Origin of the sequence: Amycolatopsis sp. NBC_01286, from assembly GCF_035982555.1 — a bacterium.
Taxonomy (GTDB): Bacteria; Actinomycetota; Actinomycetes; order Mycobacteriales; family Pseudonocardiaceae; genus Amycolatopsis.
Window position 1 is genome coordinate 992,145 of the sequence record NZ_CP108428.1, and the last position, 19,278, is coordinate 1,011,422.

The 19,278-nt window shown below is 72.2% G+C and carries 18 protein-coding genes; 6 read left to right on the top strand and 12 right to left on the bottom strand.

What is annotated here, in order from left to right:
• Positions 1-44: 44 nt before the first annotated feature.
• Positions 45-752 carry a dienelactone hydrolase family protein gene (locus OG570_RS04645; RefSeq protein ID WP_326955731.1) on the bottom strand — a complete coding sequence of 236 codons (708 nt, stop codon included), beginning with the start codon at positions 750-752 and terminating at the stop codon, positions 45-47.
• Between the two features lie 41 nt (positions 753-793).
• Between OG570_RS04645 and OG570_RS04650 the strand changes: the two genes are divergently transcribed.
• Together OG570_RS04650 and OG570_RS04655 are read left to right on the top strand one after the other, a co-directional pair.
• Positions 794-1,003: a hypothetical protein gene (locus OG570_RS04650; RefSeq protein WP_160698997.1), complete on the top strand. Its 210-nt coding sequence runs from the start codon at positions 794-796 to the stop codon at positions 1,001-1,003.
• On the top strand, positions 1,000-1,761 hold the full coding sequence (locus OG570_RS04655) for a hypothetical protein (RefSeq protein WP_326955732.1): 762 nt from the start codon (positions 1,000-1,002) through the stop codon (positions 1,759-1,761). The genes OG570_RS04650 and OG570_RS04655 overlap by 4 nt, the downstream gene beginning before the upstream one ends.
• Here OG570_RS04655 and OG570_RS04660 read toward each other — a convergent pair.
• Positions 1,743-1,964, bottom strand: coding sequence for a hypothetical protein (locus tag OG570_RS04660; protein ID WP_247061331.1), 222 nt, complete (start codon positions 1,962-1,964; stop codon positions 1,743-1,745). The genes OG570_RS04655 and OG570_RS04660 overlap by 19 nt on opposite strands.
• 8 nt (positions 1,965-1,972) lie before the next feature.
• Positions 1,973-3,097 (bottom strand): inorganic phosphate transporter, encoded by a 1,125-nt coding sequence (locus OG570_RS04665; protein ID WP_326955733.1) that lies wholly within the window; start codon positions 3,095-3,097, stop codon positions 1,973-1,975.
• A gap of 220 nt (positions 3,098-3,317) precedes the next feature.
• Here OG570_RS04665 and OG570_RS04670 point away from each other — a divergent pair, with 220 nt between their 5' ends.
• Entirely contained in the window at positions 3,318-4,724 is a 1,407-nt protein-coding gene (locus OG570_RS04670) for a nitrilase-related carbon-nitrogen hydrolase (RefSeq protein WP_326955734.1), read from the top strand.
• On the opposite strand, the gene OG570_RS04675 is transcribed toward OG570_RS04670, so the two are convergent.
• The gene (locus OG570_RS04675; RefSeq protein WP_326955735.1) at positions 4,721-5,923 is read right to left on the bottom strand and encodes a PucR family transcriptional regulator; all 1,203 of its coding nucleotides are present in this window, start codon (positions 5,921-5,923) and stop codon (positions 4,721-4,723) included. The two genes, OG570_RS04670 and OG570_RS04675, sit on opposite strands and share 4 nt — an antisense overlap.
• A gap of 104 nt (positions 5,924-6,027) precedes the next feature.
• Between OG570_RS04675 and OG570_RS04680 the strand changes: the two genes are divergently transcribed.
• Entirely contained in the window at positions 6,028-6,894 is an 867-nt protein-coding gene (locus OG570_RS04680) for an esterase/lipase family protein (RefSeq protein WP_326955736.1), read from the top strand.
• A 52-nt stretch (positions 6,895-6,946) separates the two neighbouring features.
• Here the strand turns inward: OG570_RS04680 and OG570_RS04685 are convergent, their stop codons facing one another.
• The 6 genes from OG570_RS04685 to hutH form a co-directional block, all read right to left on the bottom strand.
• Complete coding sequence (locus OG570_RS04685) at positions 6,947-8,104, bottom strand: FAD-dependent oxidoreductase (RefSeq protein ID WP_326955737.1); 1,158 nt, start codon at positions 8,102-8,104, stop codon at positions 6,947-6,949.
• A gap of 109 nt (positions 8,105-8,213) precedes the next feature.
• Complete coding sequence (gene hutI / locus OG570_RS04690) at positions 8,214-9,359, bottom strand: imidazolonepropionase (RefSeq protein ID WP_326955738.1); 1,146 nt, start codon at positions 9,357-9,359, stop codon at positions 8,214-8,216.
• Positions 9,347-10,636 (bottom strand): formimidoylglutamate deiminase, encoded by a 1,290-nt coding sequence (locus OG570_RS04695; protein WP_326955739.1) that lies wholly within the window; start codon positions 10,634-10,636, stop codon positions 9,347-9,349. Before OG570_RS04695 ends, hutI begins: the two co-directional genes overlap by 13 nt.
• Complete coding sequence (locus OG570_RS04700; RefSeq protein ID WP_326955740.1) at positions 10,633-11,829, bottom strand: allantoate amidohydrolase; 1,197 nt, start codon at positions 11,827-11,829, stop codon at positions 10,633-10,635. The genes OG570_RS04695 and OG570_RS04700 overlap by 4 nt, the downstream gene beginning before the upstream one ends.
• On the bottom strand, positions 11,826-13,487 hold the full coding sequence (hutU, locus tag OG570_RS04705; RefSeq protein ID WP_326955741.1) for a urocanate hydratase: 1,662 nt from the start codon (positions 13,485-13,487) through the stop codon (positions 11,826-11,828). The genes OG570_RS04700 and hutU overlap by 4 nt, the downstream gene beginning before the upstream one ends.
• Positions 13,488-13,544: 57 nt before the next feature.
• Entirely contained in the window at positions 13,545-15,071 is a 1,527-nt protein-coding gene (gene hutH, locus OG570_RS04710; protein WP_326955742.1) for a histidine ammonia-lyase, read from the bottom strand.
• A gap of 84 nt (positions 15,072-15,155) precedes the next feature.
• Here hutH and OG570_RS04715 point away from each other — a divergent pair, with 84 nt between their 5' ends.
• Positions 15,156-15,938, top strand: coding sequence for an IclR family transcriptional regulator (locus OG570_RS04715; RefSeq protein ID WP_326946460.1), 783 nt, complete (start codon positions 15,156-15,158; stop codon positions 15,936-15,938).
• Here the strand turns inward: OG570_RS04715 and OG570_RS04720 are convergent.
• Positions 15,935-16,642, bottom strand: a complete 708-nt coding sequence (locus OG570_RS04720) for a nucleotidyl transferase AbiEii/AbiGii toxin family protein (RefSeq protein WP_326955743.1) — start codon at positions 16,640-16,642, stop codon at positions 15,935-15,937. The two genes, OG570_RS04715 and OG570_RS04720, sit on opposite strands and share 4 nt — an antisense overlap.
• A 70-nt stretch (positions 16,643-16,712) precedes the next feature.
• A complete protein-coding gene (locus OG570_RS04725; RefSeq protein ID WP_326955744.1) occupies positions 16,713-17,720 on the bottom strand; it encodes a type IV toxin-antitoxin system AbiEi family antitoxin in 1,008 nt (335 codons plus the stop codon).
• A 271-nt stretch (positions 17,721-17,991) separates the two neighbouring features.
• Between OG570_RS04725 and OG570_RS04730 the strand changes: the two genes are divergently transcribed.
• Entirely contained in the window at positions 17,992-19,218 is a 1,227-nt protein-coding gene (locus OG570_RS04730; RefSeq protein WP_326959872.1) for an MFS transporter, read from the top strand.
• Positions 19,219-19,278: the final 60 nt, after the last annotated feature.

Below are 19,278 nucleotides of genomic sequence, written 5' to 3' on the forward strand. Positions count from 1 at the left end.
AAGCGACGCTACAAGCGGGCCGCGGCGGCGACCACTGCCGAAAGTCAACCTTTCAGGGCGTCCAGGAAGGCCAGGGTCTGCGGCCAGGAGAGCGCGAACGCGTCGGCGTTGACCGCGGTGCCGTGCCGCGAGGAGTCACTGAAGCCGTGCTCGGCGCCCGGGAAGTGCTGGGTGAACGTCGCGCCCGTCGCACGGGACTGCAGCGCGGCCTGGAGCCGGTCGAACGTCTCGTGCGAGACGACCGTGTCGGCCTCCGGGTACGAGACGAGCACCGGCGCGGTGATCGCTGTCGACAAAGCGACCGTGTCGAGGGTGTGGTTCGGCGGCAGCGGGTCGCGGACGGTCGGGTGATAGGCGACGACGCCGGAAAGCCGCTGGTCACGGGCGGCGAGCAGGAGCGCGAACCGGCCGCCCAGGCACCAGCCCATGACGCCGGCCGACGTGCAGCCGAGGTCACCGAGCAGGTGGTCGAGCAACGCCGTCTGCTCGGTCAGCGCGACCTCGTCGGACAGCTCGCCGAGCTTCGCGCCGAGGTCCTCGCGGGAGGTGTTGTCGGTGCTCGCGCCGTGGAAGACGTCCCAGGTCAACGTCGTGATCCCGCGGCCGGCGAGCTCGTCGGCCCAGGCCCGGACCTGCTCGCCGATGCCGGTGATCATCGGCAGCAGCAGCATCCCGGATTCGGAGCCACCGGCCGGGCGGGCCAGGTACGCGGAGAGGTCGCCGACACGGGTGGTGGACGTCTCGATGCTCATATCCGCACGGTAGCGCCCCCGGTGCTGCATCATGATCCACCATGGCCGAGCGCACCCTCGCCGATCAGTTGGGCGGCGACCTCCCCGAAGGCATCGAGGCCCTCGAAGAGCACGAGCGGCAGGACCTCGCCGACGCACTGCGCGACGCGCGCAGACGGCAGGCGAAGGCGTTGGCCGAGGCGGGCGAAGAAGGCCTCCGGTACGTCCCCGCGTTGCTGCGCGGCGCGGTCCGGAAGGCAGTCGGACTGTGACTGACAACGCTGCGACCGACAACTACGAGGCCGAAGCCGAGATCCTCAAGCTGGCCCGCGTCCTCGGCGTCGAGCCGGAGCGGCTCGAGTACCTCGCGCGCGTCGACGCCGGCGACCTGCGGGTGTTCCGCGAGCGCGTCACCGACACGCTGTTCGACGCGAACCTCGCCGTGCTGCAGCGGATGGCGCTCGCCGCGCGGATCGTGCCGGGCGCGGTGCTGGCGAAGATCGCCGAGAAGGTGTTCGGCCCGCTGCTGTGCGCCCGGATCGCCGGCGTGGTCGACGTCGCCCGCGGCGTCGACGTCGCGAAGCGCCTGAGCCCCCGGTTCCTGTCGGAGGTCGCGGCCGACCTCGACCCGCGCCGCGCGAGCGCGATCATCTCGCGCATCCCCCTGGAGACCGTGCTCGCCGTCGCGGCCGAACTGGCCGACCGCGCGGACTGGATCACGCTGGGCCGGTTCGTCGGGCACCTCCCGGACCCGACCGTCCGGCGCTGCCTCGAGGAGATCGACGACCCGGGCCTGCTGCGGATCGCGTTCGTCCTCGACGACAAGAACCGCATCGACCACGTCGTCGGCCTGCTCCCGGCCCACCGCCTCGGCCGCGTCATCACCGCGGCCGGCGCCGACGAAGACCTCTGGACGCCGGCGCTGGACATGCTGAACCACCTGAGCGCCGAGCGCCGGAACACCCTGGCCCCGATGCTCGGCGGGCTCCCGGACGGCCTCCGGGAACGCGCTCAGGCGACGATCAAGTAGATCCCGTAACCGACGATCGCCAGGCAGACGGCGAAGCAGAGGATCGCGCCGGCCAGCGGGCCGGTGCCCGAGCCACCCGCTTCACGGGCCGATTCGCGCTGCGAGAGCCCCACCACTCCGAAGGAGAACAGGCTCGTCAGCACGACCACCGAGGCGAGCGCGACGACGAAGACGAGACCGAGGGAACCCCAATCGATGTTCACGGCGCTCCTCAGACGTTGGCCGGCTGCGGGGCCGGCTCGGGCTCGGTGATGGTGTTGGCGCTGATCGGGTTCCGCCGCGACGCGAGGTAGATGCCCACCGCGATGACGACGCCGGCGAGGCCGATCAGGACCGTGCCCCAGGTGCCGAGCGTCGACACCTCGGCGGCGATCGCGCCGACGATCGCGGCCGCGGGCAGCGTCAACGCCCAGGCCACCACCATCTTGCCGGCGACGCCCCAGCGGACCTCGGCGAGCCGCCGGCCGAGGCCGGAGCCGATGATGCCGCCCGAGCAGACGTGCGTGGTGGACAGCGCGAAGCCGAGGTGCGCCGAGGTGAGGATGACGGCCGCGGCACTCGTCTCGGCCACGAATCCTTGCGGCGTCTGGATTTCGGTGAGCTTCTTGCCCATCGTCTGGATGATCCGCCAGCCGCCGAGGTAGGTGCCGAGCGCGATCGCGGTGCCGGCGGTCAGGATCACCCAGATCGGCGGGTTCGAGCCCGGCGCGAGCGAGCCGGACGCGATCAGCGTCAGCGTGATGACACCCATCGTCTTCTGCGCGTCGTTCGTGCCGTGCGCGAGCGAAACCAGGGACGCCGAGGCGATCTGACCGGCCTTGAACGTCCGGCCCACGGTGTCCTTCTTCGCCCGGGCGGTGATCCGGTAGACGAGGAAGGTGCCCAGCGTCGCGACGAGCCCGGCGACGATCGGCGAGGCGAGCGCCGGGATGAGGACCTTCTCGACGACCTTGCCGAAGTGGACGGCGTCCGAGCCCGACGCGATCCAGGTGGCGCCGATCAGCCCGCCGAACAACGCGTGCGACGAGCTCGACGGCAGCCCGATCAGCCAGGTCACCAGGTTCCACACGATGGCCCCGACCAGGCCGGCGAAGATGATCACCGGCGTCACCTTGGTGTCGTCGACGATCCCGCCGGAGATCGTCTTCGCGACCTCCACCGACAGGAAGGCGCCGACGAGGTTCAGCACCGCGGAGACCCCGACCGCGACCCGCGGCTTGAGGGCGCCGGTGGCGATGGACGTGGCCATCGCGTTGGCCGTGTCGTGGAAGCCGTTGGTGAAGTCGAAGGCGAGCGCCGCGACGATCACCACCAGCACGATCAGCGAGAAGTCCATGCGGGGCTCATTTCCGTCGCCGGAGGCTGTTCGTGAGCAACGCTACGGATCGGCCGGCCGGAACCCGATCCCGGTGGTGTGACGGCTCCCTGAACACTCCATGAACCCGAAAGCGCTTACCGGGATGATCCGCCCATTTCCGGCAGGTAGGGCCAGCCCGACCACGAAGAGGGTGGTGCGGCCCAGTGCGGCCCGCCGCCGCCCCTGCGACCGTCGGGTCATGAGCAGACTGGGGCCGGGCTGGCCGATCGCCGCGACAGTGGCGTCGGGTGTGTTGTTCTTCTTCGGCACGGGGCTGGACCCGGTCGCCGCGCTGGCGTGGTTCGCACCACTGCCGATCCTGCTGCTCGCGCCGCGGGTGTCCGGGGTGACGGCGGCGCTCTGCGCGTTCGTCGCCTACGCCGCGGGCAGCACCGGCACCTGGAGCTACTTCTGGCATTCGCTGGCCGTCCCGCGGCCGGCCGCGATCGCGATCCTCGCCGGCAGCGCGGTGCTGTTCGCACTGGCCGTCGGCCTGTTCCGGCTGCTGGTGCGCCGTCGTCACGCCGTGCTGGCGGTGCTCGCCGCGGCCGGCCTGTGGACCGTCGCGCTGTACGCGGTCTCCCTGCTGAACCCGACCGGCCTGATGGGGACGTTCATGACGACCCAGGCCGACCGGCCGGTGGTCCTGCAGCTCGCGTCGGTGACCGGCGGCTGGGGCGTCGAGTTCCTGGTGCTGGCCGTCCCGGCCGCGGTGGCCGCGATCTGCGCGCCCGGCGTCACGGGCCGGTCCCGGCTGGTCTCGGTGGTGGCGGTCGCCGCCGCGCTGACCGGGCTGTTCTTCTGGAGCACCGCGCGGCTGAGCAGCCCCGCCGGGACCACGGTGAAGGTCGCGCTGATCGCCCCGGCCCAGGCGGCCTGGGCCACGGACGTCACGACGCCGCAGGGCGCCGCGCTCCTCCAGTCCTATGTGGACGCCATCGGCACGTTGCCGGACGGCGTGCGCGTCGCGGTGCTCCCGGAAGCGGCCTTCGCGGTGGACGACGCGTCCCGGGCCGGGTTCACCGAGCAGCTCCGCCGCACCGGCGTCGAGGTCGTCACCGGCGTCTACGACACGACGTCGCAAGGCCGGTTCAACGCGGCGCTCGACGTCCCGCCGTCCGGGCCGGCGGTCGAGTTCCACAAGTGGCACAACGGGGATTCGAAGAACATCGCCGACGGCACGGACCTCGCGTACCTCGCCGGGCCGGCGAAGATCGGCCTGCTGGTCTGCATGGACGTCAACTTCGGCAACCCCAGCGGCGACTACGGCGCGGCCGGCACCGGCCTGGTCCTGATCCCGGCGTCCGACGAGGACGTCGACGGCTGGGAACACAGCCGCACGGCGCTGATCCGCGGCGTCGAGAACGGGTTTTCGGTGGCGTGGAGCGCGTCCCGCGGGACGCCGATGCTCTCCGACGCGCACGGCCGCGTCCTCGCCGACACCCACACCGGAGACCAGCCGTTCTCGGTGGTGACGGCCGACGTCCCGCTCGGCAGCGGCGGCACGCCGTACGCCCGCTTCGGCGACTGGTTCGCGTGGCTGTGCGGGCTGCTGGCCCTGGCCGGCATCGCGGCCGCGGCGAGCCGGGAACGCGTCGACGCCTAGTCCGCGGCGCGGGCCACCACGGCCGCGCCGAGCAGTGTCACGTCCGCCGTCGACGTCGGGTCCAGGCCGGTAAGCGCCTGGACCCGCCGCAGCCGGTAGTCGACGGTGTTCGGGTGGACGTGCAGCTGCGCCGCGGTCGTCCGGCGGTCGCCGAGGCGCAGGTACGCCCGCAGCGTGTCGAGGAGATCCGCCTTGCCGGACAACGGTTCCAGCATCTCGGCGAGCCGGTCGCGGGCCTCGCTGGGGCAGGACAGCTGGTACTCCAGCACGACGTCGTCCAGCCGGTACACGCCGGGCGCGCGGCCGAACGTCCGGGCCACCGCGAGGATCCGGCGGGCGCAGGGGGCGGCCGCGGCGACGCCGTCGGGCTCGGTGACGACCACGCCCGCCGTCACCGGGACGGCCGCCGCGCGGGCCATCTCCCGGACCACGCCGTCCAGCCACGGCCGGTCGCGCTCGGGCAGCAGCGCCAGCCCGCCGTCCGTGGTCAACGACGTCAGCATCGGCTCGCGGACCTGCCGTTCCAGCTCGGCGCGCAGCCGCCGCAGCTTGCGGCGGGCCGCGACCAGCGGGTCGACGTCGGCCGACGCCTCGTCCGGGTGCGCGCCGAAGCCGAACGCCACGACCAGGTAGGACGGCGGCAGCCGCAGCCCGGCCTGGTCGGCCGCGGCCTGCGCGGGCTCCCCGCCGAGCAACGCGGCCAGCAGGCTCTGCCGCGCCGAGTACTCGTCACCGGAGATGGACTGCTGCTGCGCGAGGTAACCCGCCGCGACGGCCGGGGTGATCAGCTCGAGGTAACGCAGCAGGAGCGCGTTGACCGCCATGACGTCGGCGAGGTCTTCGGGCCGCGCGTCGGCGGTCGTCGTGTCCCAGGTGACCTGGATGCCGACGTGGTACGCGGTCAGGACCACCTCGATCGGGATGCCCTCCTCCGCGCGCCGGGCCGCCGACTCGCGCAGGAACGCGACCTCGGCCGCCGTCGGCAGCGTCTTCGACCGGAGCACGCCGACGAACGAGCGCAGGTTCTGCTCGATCACGCGGCTGATGTCGCCGGCCAGCTCCTCGCCGGGCATCAGCCGGTACGCCGTGAGCCGGGCGACCAGCTCCTCGATCACCGCACGGGTCAGCGCCGGCAGCGCGCCAGTCAGCCGGTCGGCCAGGTTCTGGCCGCCGACCCGGAACGCTTTGTCATCCGTCACAACCGGCCCCGTCCAACTCTGAGCGTCGTCCCATGTCGCGGACGACCCGTTGTGCCACATCATGACAGGAATCACTTACTGACGGGTAACTGGAGGCAACGGAAATGCGGGTCACCAACGGCGGTGTCAAGCGAATCCTGACCGCGCTCGTCGCGGCGGTCACTCTCGGCGTCGCGGCTCCGGCGGTCGCCGAAGCGGCGCCGAGCAGCGGCTGGAACAACTGGTCGTGCCAGCCCTCCGCGCAGCACCCCCAGCCCGTCGTGCTCGTGCACGGCCTCGGCGCGAACGACACCGTCAACTGGTTCTTCCACGCCCCGAAGATCGCCGCGCAGGGCTACTGCGTCTACTCGCTGACCTACGGCACCGGCGTGCTCGGCCCGCTCGTCGGCGGCCTCGCGTCCATGCGGGACAGCGCTGCCGAGCTGGGCCGGTTCGTCGACCGCGTCCGGAGCACGACCGGCGCGGCGAAGGTCGACATCGTCGGGCACTCCGAAGGCAGCACGATGCCCGCGTACTACCTCAAGTTCGGCGGTGGTGCCGCGAAGGTCGCGCACTTCGTCGGCTTCGGCGCGAACTACCGCGGCACCACGCTCGGCGGCCTCGACGCGCTCGCGAAAGGCCTCCTCGCCACGGTCCCCGGCCTGCGGGGGATCCTGACGACGGCGTGCGGCTCGTGCACTGAATACCTGGCGCCCACGGCGTTCCTGGACGACCTCGCCCGCGGCGGCGTGCACGTCGCCGGGCCGGCGTACACGAGCATTGTGAGCCGCTACGACGAGGTCGTCACGCCCTACACCAGCGGCATCCTCAACGAGCCGGGCGCGACGGACATCGTGCTGCAGGACTTCTGCCGCACCGACGTCTCGGGGCACCTCGGCCAGGCCGTCGACCCGAACGTGACCGGCCTGATCCTGCACGCGCTGGACTCCCGCTACCAGCCGCGCTGCACGCCGTTCATCCTGCCGCTGTAGCCGGTCGTGAGTGTTTAGGGCGGTTCTAACCGCCCTAAACACTCACGAGGCGTCAGACCGGGAGCGGGTTCTGGCCCATGAACCGCCGGCCGTTCGCGGCGGACTCCCGGACGGCCGCGAAACCGTAGTCCACCATCGCGGACTCGTACGCCGCCACGGCGTCGAGCAGCGGAGCCTCGGCCAGTGCGGACGCCAGCGCCGCACCGTCACGCAACGCGGTGTTGGCGCCCGCGCCGGCCGCGGGGCTCATCGCGTGGATCGCGTCGCCCACGAGGGTCACCCGCGACGGTGACCACGGCTCGATCGGCACGCTCGTGCGGATCGGCTGCGGGAACGTCGCGGTGTCGTCCCAGTGCTCGACCATCGCGCGGGCCCGCGGCGAGAAGTCCTTCACCAGCCCCAAAGCCAGCTCCTGCAGCTCGGCCGGCGTCAACGCGGCCAGCTCGGCGTCGTTCAGCCCGACGACCTCACGACGCGCTCCGACCGCGCACGTCATGTACGGCTCGTGGTCCCGCAGCTCGAGCCCCGGCACGAGCCGCGCGGCCGCCTCGGCGACGGGCTCCGGGTAGTCGACCGGCGCGAACCCGACCATCGTCCGGTCGGGGGCGACGACCATCGAGAACACCGCGAACATCTCGGGGTCGAACAGCTTCCTCGTGTGCGCGGTGAGCGGAATCCGGCCGTACAGCTGGAGAAGCCCGGTGTCGACGACCTCGGCGTGCGGCAAGTACTGGCGCCGCACCGGCGAGTTGACGCCGTCCGCGCCGACCAGCAGCTCACCGTGCGCGGAAGTACCGTCGGCGAAGTGCGCGGTCACCCCACCGGCGTCGGCCGTGTAGTGCGTGAACCGCTTGTCGTAGCGCACATCCAGGCCGTGCAGCAGGATCTGGCGCACGGTGAAGCGGTTGATGTTGAGGTGGGGCCCGGTTTCGTTGAGGACCAGCTCGTCGACGCGCCGCAGCCGCTCGTCGTAGATCTGCGTGGCCGGTAGCGCCCGGCCGGCCGTCGCCCGGAAGAGTTCGTGCAGCTCAGGTGGTAGGACTTCACGCAACGCCGAGTCGCCGACGTGGTCGATGTGCAGCCGGTACCCCTGCACCCGCGCGCCGGGCGCGGCGTCGCGTTCGTAGACCTGGCAGGCGATTCCGGCGCGGCGCAGGCCCTGGGCGAGGCTCAGGCCACCCATCCCGGCACCGATGATGATGACAGACACACTTGTCCCTTCGTCGCTGGCGATGAAGGGACGCACGGGTGAGCGCTGGAACGAGTGCCCGGACTAACCCATACCGGACCGTGCGTTCGCGCGTCCTCTGCGATCCACGTTAGCGCACGAGATCTCCGGCGCGCCACACCACTTTCGTGAGCGGAACTCCGGGGCGGTAGGCCAAATGTGTGACGGACGGCGCGTCAAGCACGTGGACGTCCGCCCGCGCGCCGGGCCGCAGCACGCCGACGTCGTCGCGGCGCAACGCCCGCGCGCCGCCCGCCGTCGCGGCCCAGACGGCCTCTTCGATCGTCATGTGCATCTGCAACACCGCCGTCGCGACGCAGAAGGCCATCGACGTCGTGTACGAGCTGCCCGGGTTGGCGTTGCTGGCCAGCGCGACCGTCGCGCCCGCGTCGAGCAGCCGTCGCGCCGGAGCGAGGGGCTGCCGGGTCGACAGGTCGCACGCGGGCAGCAGCGTCGCGACGGTTTCGGACGCGGCCAGCGCCTCGACGTCGGCGTCGCTCAGGTACGTGCAGTGGTCGACGCTCGCCGCGCCCAGCTCGACCGCCAGCCGGACGCCGGGGCCCTCCCCGAGCTGGTTGCCGTGCACCCGCAGGCCCAGCCCGCGTTCCGCGGCGGCCTTGAGGACGCGGGCCGACTGGGCTTCGTCGAAGGCGCCCGTCTCGCAGAAGACGTCCGCCCAGCGCACGCTTTCCGCGACGACGTCGAGCATCTCGCCGCACACGAGGTCCACATAGGACTCGGCGTCAGCGCCCGGCGGGACGAGGTGCGCGCCGAGGAAGGTGACCTCATCGGCGACTTCCCCGGCGATCCGGGCGCTGCGCGCCTCGTCGGCGACGGTCAGTCCGTAGCCGGTCTTGGTCTCCAGGCAGGTCGTCCCCTGCCGGGCCGCTTCGTCGACGTGCCGGCGCAGGTTCGCGGCCAGCTGCTCGTCGGACGCTTCCCGCGTCGCGCCGACGGTGATCGCGATTCCGCCCGCGGTGTACGGCTTTCCGGCCATCCGCGCCTCGAACTCGGCCGTGCGGTCGCCGGCGAAGACGAGGTGCGTGTGGCTGTCGACCCAGCCCGGCAGCACCGCGCGACCCTCGACGTCGACGTGCTCGTCGGCGTCCGGCGCCTGCGCGCTCGGGCCCACCCAGGCCACTTCGGTGCCGTCGAGCACGAGGGCCGCGTCGGTGAGGCGGCCCAGCTCGGGGTCGTTGGTCGTCAGCTCGCCGATCCCCGTGATCACGACAGCCACAGTGCTTCGATCTCCTTCGCCAGAACGGTTTCCGGTCGTTCGATCAGCTGGTGCGCCCCGTCGCGGACGACGTCGCGGCCCGCGACGACGACGTGCCGGACGTCGGCCCCGGACGCGGCGAACACCACCCCGGACGGCTCGATCCCGGCCGTCCGCACGGAGTCCAGCGCGACCGTCACGAAGTCCGCGCCCGCGCCTTCTTCGAGGCGCCCGACCTCGGGCCAGCCGACGGTCGTGTGGTCGGTTCCGGCGGCCAGGAGTTCCTCGGCGCTGAACCGGCCGCGTTCCTCGCTCGCCAGCCGGTCGTCGAGTTCGAGCGCGCGGGTCTCCTCGAAGGCGTCGACGACGGCGTTGCTGTCGCTGCCGACGCTCAGCCGCACGCCCGCGTCCCGCAGCGCGCGGGCCTGGCCGATGCCGTCGCCGAGATCGCGTTCGGTGGTCGGGCAGAAGCACGCCCCGGCGCGAGCGGCGCCGAGCCGGTCGATGTCCGACGTCGTCAGGTGCGTGGCGTGCACGGCGACCAGGCGATCGGTCAGCACGCCGTGGTCGTCGAGGAGTTCCGTCGGCGTGCGACCGTACGCGGCCAGGCACTGCTCGTTCTCGGCGCGCTGCTCGGAGAGGTGGATGTGGACCACGCGCGCACTGTCCACAAGTGACAACTGGTCGGCCGGAACCGCGCGCACGGAATGAATGGCCGCGCCGACGCGGAACAGGTCGTCCTCTTTCAGCGAGGCGACCCGTTCAGCCCACCGCGAAGCCGAGCCGTCGGAGAACCGCTGCTGAACCTCGTCCGGCGCGACGCCGATGCCCCCGGCGAGGTAACACGTGTCGAGCAGGGTCAGCCGGATCCCGGCGTCCCGCGCGGCTTCCCGCAGCGCCTCCCCCATGGCGTTCGGCGACGCGTACGGCGTGCCACCGGGCGCGTGGTGCAGGTAGTGGAACTCGCCGACGCTCGTGTAGCCACCCAGGACCATCTCGGCGTAGACCCCGCGGGCCAGCCGGTAGTACGAGTCCGGATCGAGCCGCGACGCGAGCGCGTACATCCGCGCACGCCACGTCCAGAAGGTGCCGCGCTCGTGGTGTGTCCGGCCGCGCAACGCCCGGTGGAACGCGTGCGAGTGCCCGTTCGCGAACCCGGGCAACGTCAGTCCACTCAGGACGGTTCCGACGCGGGGCGAGTCCGGCGTGACGCCGGTGATCCGCCCGTCGGCGACGTCGATGCGCACCCCGCGCGCGATGCCGCCGGGCAGCCACGCCTGCTCGCACCAGTAGGTCATCGCGTCATCTGCTCCAGTGCGGTGGCCAGGGCCTGCGCGCCCGCCTCGACGTCGGCGGCCTCGGCGAACTCCTCCGGCGAGTGGCTGATGCCGGTCGGGTTGCGCACGTAGAGCATCCCGGCCGGGACGAACCCGGCGAGGATCGCCGCGTCGTGGCCGGCGCCGGTCGGCAGCTCCGGCACGCCGCCCAGCCAGCCGCCGAGGTCGCGGCGCAGCACGTCGTCGAACACGACGTCGCCGGAGTACGACTCGCGCGTCACCCTGACCTGGCAGCCCTCTTCCGACGCCGCGGCCGACGCCGCGCGGCTGATCTCGGCGACCAGCCCCGGGGTGCCCTCGCCGGGCACCCGCGCGTCGAGCCACAGGTCCACTGTGGACGCGATGACGTTGGTGCCGCCGGGTGTCGGCACGAGCCGGCCGACGGTCGCGCGCGCGTCCGGCACGCCCGAGGCGAGCCGGCGGACGGCGGTGACCGTCGCGGCGGCGGGCAGCATCGGGTCCGCGCGGTCGGCCAGCAGGGTCGCTCCGGCGTGGTTTCCCTGCCCCTCGAAGGAGAACCGCCACCGGCCGTGGGCGATCACGGTGCTGCCGACGGCCACCGGCGCGCCGAGGTCGATCAGCCCGCGTCCCTGCTCGACGTGCAGTTCGAGGAACCGCCCGATCCGGTCGAGCCGCTCTTCGTCCGGCCCCATCCGCGCCGGGTCGATCCCGGCTTTCTTGGCCGCTTCGGCGAACGTGACGCCGTCGGCGTCCCGCAGGCCACGCGCCTTGTCGGCGTCGATGGTGCCGGTGAGCAGCCGCGAGCCGAGGCACGGGACGCCGAACCGGCCGCCCTCCTCCTCGGCGAACACGACGACGGCGAGCGGCTTGCGCGGCCGGAAACCCTTGGCCCGCAAGGTTTCCACGGCGGAGAGGGCGCTCGCGACGCCGAGCGGGCCGTCGAACGCGCCGCCGCCGGGCACCGAGTCGAGGTGGCTGCCGGTGACGACGGCGTTGCGTCCCGGCGGCCCCCACCAGGCCCAGATGTTGCCGTTGCGGTCGGTCTCGACGTCCAGCTCGAGCCCCAGCGCGCGGTCGACGAACCATTCACGCAGGTCGTGCTCCGGCGCGTCGAAGGCGTGGCGGGAGTAACCGCCCCGCTTCGGGTCGCGTCCGACGTCGTCGATCTCTTCCAGGAACCTAGAAGCGGTCACGCATCTCCCTGCATCGGCACCCGCACGCCCCGCTCGTCGGCGACGTCGGCCGCGCGATCGTAACCGGCGTCGACGTGCCGGATGACGCCCATTCCCGGGTCGTTGGTGAGCACGCGCTCCAGCTTCTGCGCGGCCAGGGCCGTCCCGTCGGCCACGCTGACCTGGCCCGCGTGGATCGAGCGGCCCATGCCGACGCCGCCGCCGTGGTGGATCGACACCCAGCTGGCGCCGGACGACGTGTTGACCAGCGCGTTCAGCAGCGGCCAGTCGGCGATCGCGTCGGAGCCGTCGGCCATGCCCTCGGTCTCGCGGTACGGCGAGGCGACGCTGCCGGAGTCGAGGTGGTCGCGGCCGATGACGACCGGGGCCTTCAGCTCGCCGCTGGCGACCATCTCGTTGAACCGCAGGCCGGCCAGGTGCCGCTCGCCGTACCCGAGCCAGCAGATCCGCGCCGGCAAGCCCTGGAACGCGACGCGCTCGCCGGCCAGCTTGATCCAGCGGGCGAGGGATTCGTTCTCCGGGAACAGTTCCAGCATCGCGCGGTCGGTCGCCGCGATGTCCTCGGGGTCACCGGACAGGGCCGCCCAGCGGAACGGGCCGTTGCCCTCGCAGAACAGCGGGCGGATGTAGGCGGGCACAAAACCGGGGAAGTCGAACGCGCGCTCGCAGCCGCCGAGCTTCGCCTCGCCGCGCAGCGAGTTGCCGTAGTCGAAGACCTCGACACCCTTGTCGAGGAAGCCGAGCATGGCCTCGACGTGCTCGGCCATCGACTCGCGCGCGCGGTCGGTGAACTCGTCGGGCTTCTTGGCCGCGTAGTCGTGCCAGTCGGCGACGTCGACGCCCTTGGGCAGGTACGACAGCGGGTCGTGCGCGGACGTCTGGTCGGTGACAATGTCCACCTCGACGCCGCGGCGCAGCAGCTCCGGCAGCACCTCGGCGGCGTTGCCGACGACACCCACGGACAGCGGCCGCCTCTCGCGCTTCGCTTTGGTGACACGGGAAATCGCGTCGTCGAGGTCGTCGGCGACCTCGTCCAGGTAGCGCGTCTCGACGCGGCGGTGCGCGCGCTGCGGGTCGCACTCGATGACCAGCGCGACGCCGTCGTTCATGGTCACGGCGAGCGGCTGCGCGCCACCCATGCCGCCGAGGCCGGCGGTCACCGTGAGCGTGCCCTTCAGGGACCCGCCGAACTTCTTCTTGGCGACGGCCGCGAACGTCTCGTAGGTGCCCTGGAGGATGCCCTGGGTGCCGATGTAGATCCACGAACCGGCCGTCATCTGGCCGTACATCGTGAGGCCCTGCTGTTCGAGGCGCCGGAACTCGGGCCAGGTGGCCCAGTCGCCGACCAGGTTCGAGTTCGCGATGAGCACGCGCGGCGCCCACTCGTGCGTGCGGAACACGCCGACCGGCTTGCCGGACTGCACCAGGAGCGTCTCGTCGATGTCCAAAGTGGTCAGTTCGCGAGTGATCGCGTCGAAGCTGGCCCAGTTGCGGGCGGCCTTGCCGGTGCCGCCGTAGACGACCAGGTCTTCGGGCCGCTCGGCGACGTCGGGGTCGAGGTTGTTGTGGAACATCCGCAGCGCGGCTTCGGTCTGCCACGACTTCGCGGTCAGCTGGGTGCCGCGAGCGGCACGGACGACACGGGACGTGCTGGTCATCAGACCTCCAGGTAGGCGGTCGTGAGTGCGTAACAGTGTTCTAACACTGTTACGCACTCACGACCCGAGACGGGCGGCGTCGAGGACGGCGCCGGAGCGGACGAGTTCTTCGGCGGCCGCGATCTCGGGCGCCAGGTGCCGGTCGGGGCCGGGGCCCTCGACCTTGGTGCGCAGCAGGTCCCGGACGCGGCCGGTGACCGGCGACGGCTCGAGCGGCGCCCGGAAGTCGAGCGCCCGGGCGGCCGTCAGCAGCTCGATGGCGAGCACGGTCGTCAGGCCGTCGACGGCCTTGCGCAGCTTCCGCGCGGCCGACCAGCCCATGGAGACGTGGTCCTCCTGCATGGCGCTGCTCGGGATCGAGTCGACCGACGCCGGGACGGCGAGCCGCTTGAGCTCGCTGACGATCGCGGCCTGCGTGTACTGGGCGATCATGTGCCCGGAGTCGACGCCGGGGTCGTACGCGAGGAACGGCGGCAGACCGTGCGAGCGGGCCTTGTCGAGCATCCGGTCGGTGCGGCGCTCGGCGATGCTGGCCAGGTCGGCGATCGGGATGGCGAGGAAGTCCAGCACGTACGCGACGGGCGCGCCGTGGAAGTTGCCGTTGGACTCGACGCGGCCGTCCGCCAGCACGACGGGATTGTCCACAGCGGACGCGAGCTCCCGCTCGGCGACGAGTTCGGCGTGCGTGAGGCTGTCGCGCGCGGCGCCGTGGACCTGCGGGGCGCAGCGCAGCGAATACGCGTCCTGGACGCGGTTGCAGTCCGGGCCGCGGTGGCTCTCGACGATCTTCGAGCCCTGCAGCGCGTGCCACATCCGCGCGGCGCTCAACGCCTGGCCGGGGTGCGGGCGCAGCGCCTGCAGTTCGGCGGCGAACGCGCGGTCGGTGCCCAGCAGCGCCTCGACGCTCATCGCGGCGGTGAGGTCGGCGATGTCGAAGAGCCGGTGCAGGTCGGCGGCGGCGAGCAGGAGCATGCCGAGCATGCCGTCGGTGCCGTTGGTGAGGGCGAGGCCCTCCTTCTCGGCGAGCACGACCGGCTCGATCCCGGCGTGCTTGAGCGCTTCGCCGGCCGGCACAACCTCACCGCGGTACTCGACGTCGCCCTCCCCCATCAGCGCCAGCGCGACGGCCGCCAAGGGGGCGAGGTCGCCGGAGCAGCCGAGGGAACCGTACTCGTGGACGATCGGCGTGATCCCGGCGTTGAGCAGGGCCGCAAGCGTTTGCGCGGTGCCGGGGCGGACGCCGGTGTAGCCGCTGGCGAGGGTCCGCAGCCGCAGCAGCATCAGCCCGCGGACGACCTCGGTCTCGACGGCCGGCCCGGCGCCGGCGGCGTGCGAGCGGATCAGGCTGCGCTGCAGCGCGGTCCGGCTCTCGACGGGGATGTGGCGGGTGGCCAGCGCGCCGAAGCCGGTCGAGACGCCGTAAGTGGGCGTGACGGCGTGGGCGAGGTCCTCGATGTGCTGGCGGGTCGCGGCGAGGTTCTTCTCGGCCGCGTCCGTGAGCCCGACCGGCGCGTGGCCGCGGACGACGTCGACGACCTGGGCGGCGGTCATGGGTTCCGCACCCAGGAGCACTTTTTCCGGCATGGGCCCATTGGACAGCGTCTTTCCCGCTGGTGGGATGCCCCACGGGGTGGTTCCGTCTGGGATTCCAGACATTAGGCTCGGGACATGGGCGAGAGCAGCGAGGTCCCGGCGCTGCGGCGCGGGCTGGCGGTGCTGCGGCTGCTGGCGACGCGCCCCGGGCCGGTCACGGCGTCGGCGATCGCCCGCGAGGCCGGCCTCCCCCGCTCGACGACCTACCACCTGCTCAACGAGCTGGAGGCCGCCGGTTTTGTCGTGCACCTGCCCGCGGAACGCCGGTACGGCCTGGGCATCGCGGCGTTCGAGCTGGGCTCGGCGTACCTGCGCCACGACCCCCTGGAACGGCTCGCCGGGCCGTTGCTGCGCAAGCTCGTCGACCGCGCCGGGCACACCGCGCACCTCGGCGTCCTGCACGGCAACGAGTCGCTGTACCTGATCAAGGAGCGCCCGGCCCGCCCGGAGACGCTGGTGACGGAGGTCGGCGTCCGCCTGCCGGCCCAGCTGACGGCGTCCGGCCGCGCGATCCTCCGGCACCTGCCCGCCCCGCACGTCCGCGCGCTGTTCCCGTCGGCCTCGACGTTCGTCCGCCGCACCGGCCGCGGCCCGGCCACCCTGGCCGAACTGCGCCGCACGCTCACCGCGGAACGCCGCCTGGGCTGGTCGATCGAAGACGGCCACGTCACGGCGGGTTTCGCCTCGGTGGCCAGCCCGGTCTTCGACCACGGCGCCCGCCCGCTGGCCGCGATCAGCGTGACGTTGCGGCACCACTGCACGTCAGAGCCGTGCGAAGAGACGTGGCCGGAACTGGCGGCGGAGGTAGCGGCAACGGCGGCGGAGCTGACCACCCGCATCGGCGGCCACCCGGGTTAGCCGTCGAGCGATCCGGCAGAGTCCCGGATGCCGGCGCCCATCGCCCGCATCAGCTCCGGAGCCCGGACTGCTCGCGCGTCGTTCGCCAGCCGCCCCAGCACGTCGTTGTCCTCGACGATCCGGAGCAGCACTTGCACTCCTTCGTCGTCGAGCAACCCGGGCAACTGCGAGCCCAGGAGCCAGGCGCCCGCGAGCTCGTGATCGAAACCGAATCGGCCGAGCAGGTCCACGTACTCGTCGTACAGAAGATCGAAGTACGTCCCCGATGAGTACCAGGAGATCATCGTGGCGAGGTCGATCGCGTCGCGAGTGGTGAGAACACGGCGATCCCACCAGGTCAGCAGCTTGAGCAAGGCCAGCGCGGGCACCGCGGGAACCCGGACGGTGAGCCCGCCGGGCAGGAGAACGGACTCAGCTGACGCCACCGCCTCGCGCATGCCGCGGACGTTCATCCGATGGTCGTCGGGCCAGAGGATGGTGCGGTCCGGCTGTTCGATGCCGCCGTAGGGCAGCACGTCGACTTCGATCCCGCCGACGAGGAACGAATGCTCGCTGCGGCCGTGCTTTTCGAGCTTGCCGGCGAGCCGTCGGAAATCGTCCCAGCTGCTGACCTCGGCGGCGATGTCGACGTCCCGGGTGGCCCGCTCGGGTGACCGTCCGATCAACCCCAGCGACAGGATCGTGCGCGCCGTCGCGCCGACCACCAGGTAGTCCACTCCGGCCGCTTGGGCCGCGGCATCCACCTGGGTCAGCGCCCGGGTGGCCAGCAGGATTTCAGGATCGGCCGAGGCGGATAAGTCGATCGTCACTGGTTCGGATCCGGTCTCCGTGTTCGCGCTGGCGGGGATCTCCCGAAGCCAGCAGGTCGGCGTAGATCAGTGGGGATGGCACCGTCCAAGCATCGGGTTCGGGTCCGTGCCAGAACCGTTCCCGGATGTGGACGTTGCCCCGGTCCTCGGCCCGGACCAGGCGGTGCCGGCCGATGAACCGGGCGGGGAGCTGTTCGGCGTAAAGCGTGAGGGAGGCGGGCCGCAGGTGCGGGTCGATGAGGCCGGCTCCGGCCTCTCCCCCCACCTGGATCCCCAGCGAACGCATCTCGGATTCCGAGTCCGGCCACCACGAGAGGTCGTCCACGGAGAACTCACCAAGAGCGAGCGCGGCGTGCAGGTTGATCGAATATGCCTCCGACCAGTGGTCGAGCAACTCGCCGCCGCGGGCCAGCCGGCGGCCTTCCGCCCCTGTGTAGAGGTAACCGGCCCCGGTGAGCTCGTCGATCACCGCCTTGACGGTTCCCAACGAGGCTCCGCTCGCTCCGGCCAGCACCCGGTACGGCTGGGCCGCCATGTCCGGCCAGCTGAGGATGACGAACACCACCCGCAGACCCGCCCGGCCGAAAGCACCGGCCCCGCTCGGCGAAGTTCGCGAACGCGGGACCGCCGGATTGCGACGTCCCCGGACATCGACGAGGACGTCGTCCCAGGCGAGGTGGGCGTTGCCCGCGGTGTCCACGTAGTCGATCCCCAAGGCACGCAGCCGCTCGGCGACCGGTTCGCTGATGTAGGTCGTGACCAGCAACGCCGGGAACCGCGTGGACAGGTTGAGGCTGGTGGCCAGCTCAGGCGTCAGTCGGGGCTTGATCTCGACTCCATAGGTCCGGGTGGCCCCCGACCCCGCCGTGAGCCGCAGCACGGCGTCGACCCGGTGCCTCTCCGCGGGTTCGGCGTGTTCCACGGCGAGCACCTCACCGCGGAGCCCGAGCTCGCCCAGCCGTTCGACTGCCACACCCGCCAAGCTTTTCGCGTTCAACGAGCGAGCATGTTCATTTGAATTGAACATGCTCTTATTCTGAACACTCTTCCTCTTCTCCGCAACCCGCCGAGCTGACCTCCACCCGGCGGCGTCCCGGCTGGTGCGATCGGGGCAACTGTCACCGAACGCCTCGATTCCGCTCCGCTCGGTGATTACCGTGGTTGCGCAAGAGGACACCGGTCGTGGGGGCACGAGGGGAACCGGCGATGGACGACGGCGTGGCATCGTGGCAGCCGGGGCACCGATGGTGACCCGGGTGGGCTTCGGCGCGGTCCTGGCCGTCGCCGAGTTCCGGGCGATGTGGGCCGCCGAGCTGCTGTCCATCTGCGGTGACCAGCTCGCCCGCGTCGCGCTCGCCGTCCTGGTGTTCCAGCGGACCGACTCGGCCGCGCTGACCGGCCTGACCTACGCGCTCACCTACGTCCCGTCGCTGCTCGGCGGGGTGCTGCTGGCCGGCGCGGGCGACCGGTGGCCGCGCCGCGACGTGATGATCGCGTCCGACCTGGCGCGGGCCGCGCTGGTCGCCGTCATCGCGATCCCCGGCGTCCCGCTGTGGGTCCTGTGCGTGCTCGTCGCGGTGATGACGGCGCTCGGCGGGCCGTTCAAGGCGGCGCAGCAGGCGCTGCTGCCGTCCGTCCTCGAAGGCGAGCGCTACCTCGTCGGGATGGCCCTGCGGAACGTCACGATCCAGGGCGCCCAGCTGGCCGGGTTCGCCGGCGGCGGCCTGCTGATCGCGGCTCTCGCCCCCACGGCCGCCCTGGCCCTGGACGCCGTGACGTTCCTGTTGTCGGCCGCGCTGCTGGCGTCCGGCGTGCGACGGCGGCCGGCCGTGGCCGCGACGACGACGTCCGGCGGCCGCGCCTGGCTGGCGTCGACGACGGCCGGCGCCCGGCTGATCTGGCGCGATCCGGCGTTGCGGACGCTGGTCGCGCTCAACTGGCTGGCCGGCTTCTACATCGTCCCGGAGGCGCTGGCCGCGCCGTACGCGGCGGGCATCGGCGCGGGCGCGACGCTCGTCGGGCTGATCATGGCCGCGGACCCGGCGGGCAGCGTGCTCGGCGGGTTCGTCTTCGGCAAGTGGATCCCAGAAGCGACGCAGGTCCGCGTGCTCGGCTGGCTGGGGATCGCGGCCGGGCTGCCGCTGATCGTGTTCGTCGTCCGGCCGGGGCTCGTGCCGGCGGTGGTGCTGCTGGCCGCGTCCGGGCTACTGGCGACCGGCTACAACATCCAGGGCACGGTCTCGTTCATGCGGCGGGTGCCGGACGAGCACCGCGCGCAGTGCGCCGGTGTGAACTCCGCGGGCCTGATCACCGTGCAAGGGGTGGGCGCGGCGGCCGCCGGCGTGCTGGCCGACGTGCTGAGCCCGGCGCACACCATCGCGGTGGCCGGCGCGGCGGGGGCCGCCGTGGCCGTGCCGATCGCGCGAGCGTGGCGCCGGGTCAGACTGCTGGACTCGGAGGGAGAGCGATGACATCAGTTGTCGCGACCGCACATGGCGCGCCTCCTTTCGCCGGCTCGACCCGTGCCGCCT

What these genes read in the sequence shown, in the direction of transcription:
- OG570_RS04645 (WP_326955731.1), bottom strand. Translation starts at nt 752, where the DNA reads ATGAGCATCGAGACGTCCACCACCCGTGTCGGCGACCTCTCCGCGTAC.
- OG570_RS04650 (WP_160698997.1), top strand. Translation starts at nt 794, where the DNA reads ATGGCCGAGCGCACCCTCGCCGATCAGTTGGGCGGCGACCTCCCCGAA.
- OG570_RS04665 (WP_326955733.1), bottom strand. Translation starts at nt 3,097, where the DNA reads ATGGACTTCTCGCTGATCGTGCTGGTGGTGATCGTCGCGGCGCTCGCC.
- OG570_RS04670 (WP_326955734.1), top strand. Translation starts at nt 3,318, where the DNA reads ATGAGCAGACTGGGGCCGGGCTGGCCGATCGCCGCGACAGTGGCGTCG.
- OG570_RS04680 (WP_326955736.1), top strand. Translation starts at nt 6,028, where the DNA reads ATGCGGGTCACCAACGGCGGTGTCAAGCGAATCCTGACCGCGCTCGTC.
- OG570_RS04695 (WP_326955739.1), bottom strand. Translation starts at nt 10,636, where the DNA reads ATGACCTACTGGTGCGAGCAGGCGTGGCTGCCCGGCGGCATCGCGCGC.
- hutU (WP_326955741.1), bottom strand. Translation starts at nt 13,487, where the DNA reads ATGACCAGCACGTCCCGTGTCGTCCGTGCCGCTCGCGGCACCCAGCTG.
- hutH (WP_326955742.1), bottom strand. Translation starts at nt 15,071, where the DNA reads ATGCCGGAAAAAGTGCTCCTGGGTGCGGAACCCATGACCGCCGCCCAG.
- OG570_RS04715 (WP_326946460.1), top strand. Translation starts at nt 15,156, where the DNA reads ATGGGCGAGAGCAGCGAGGTCCCGGCGCTGCGGCGCGGGCTGGCGGTG.
- OG570_RS04730 (WP_326959872.1), top strand. Translation starts at nt 17,992, where the DNA reads ATGGTGACCCGGGTGGGCTTCGGCGCGGTCCTGGCCGTCGCCGAGTTC.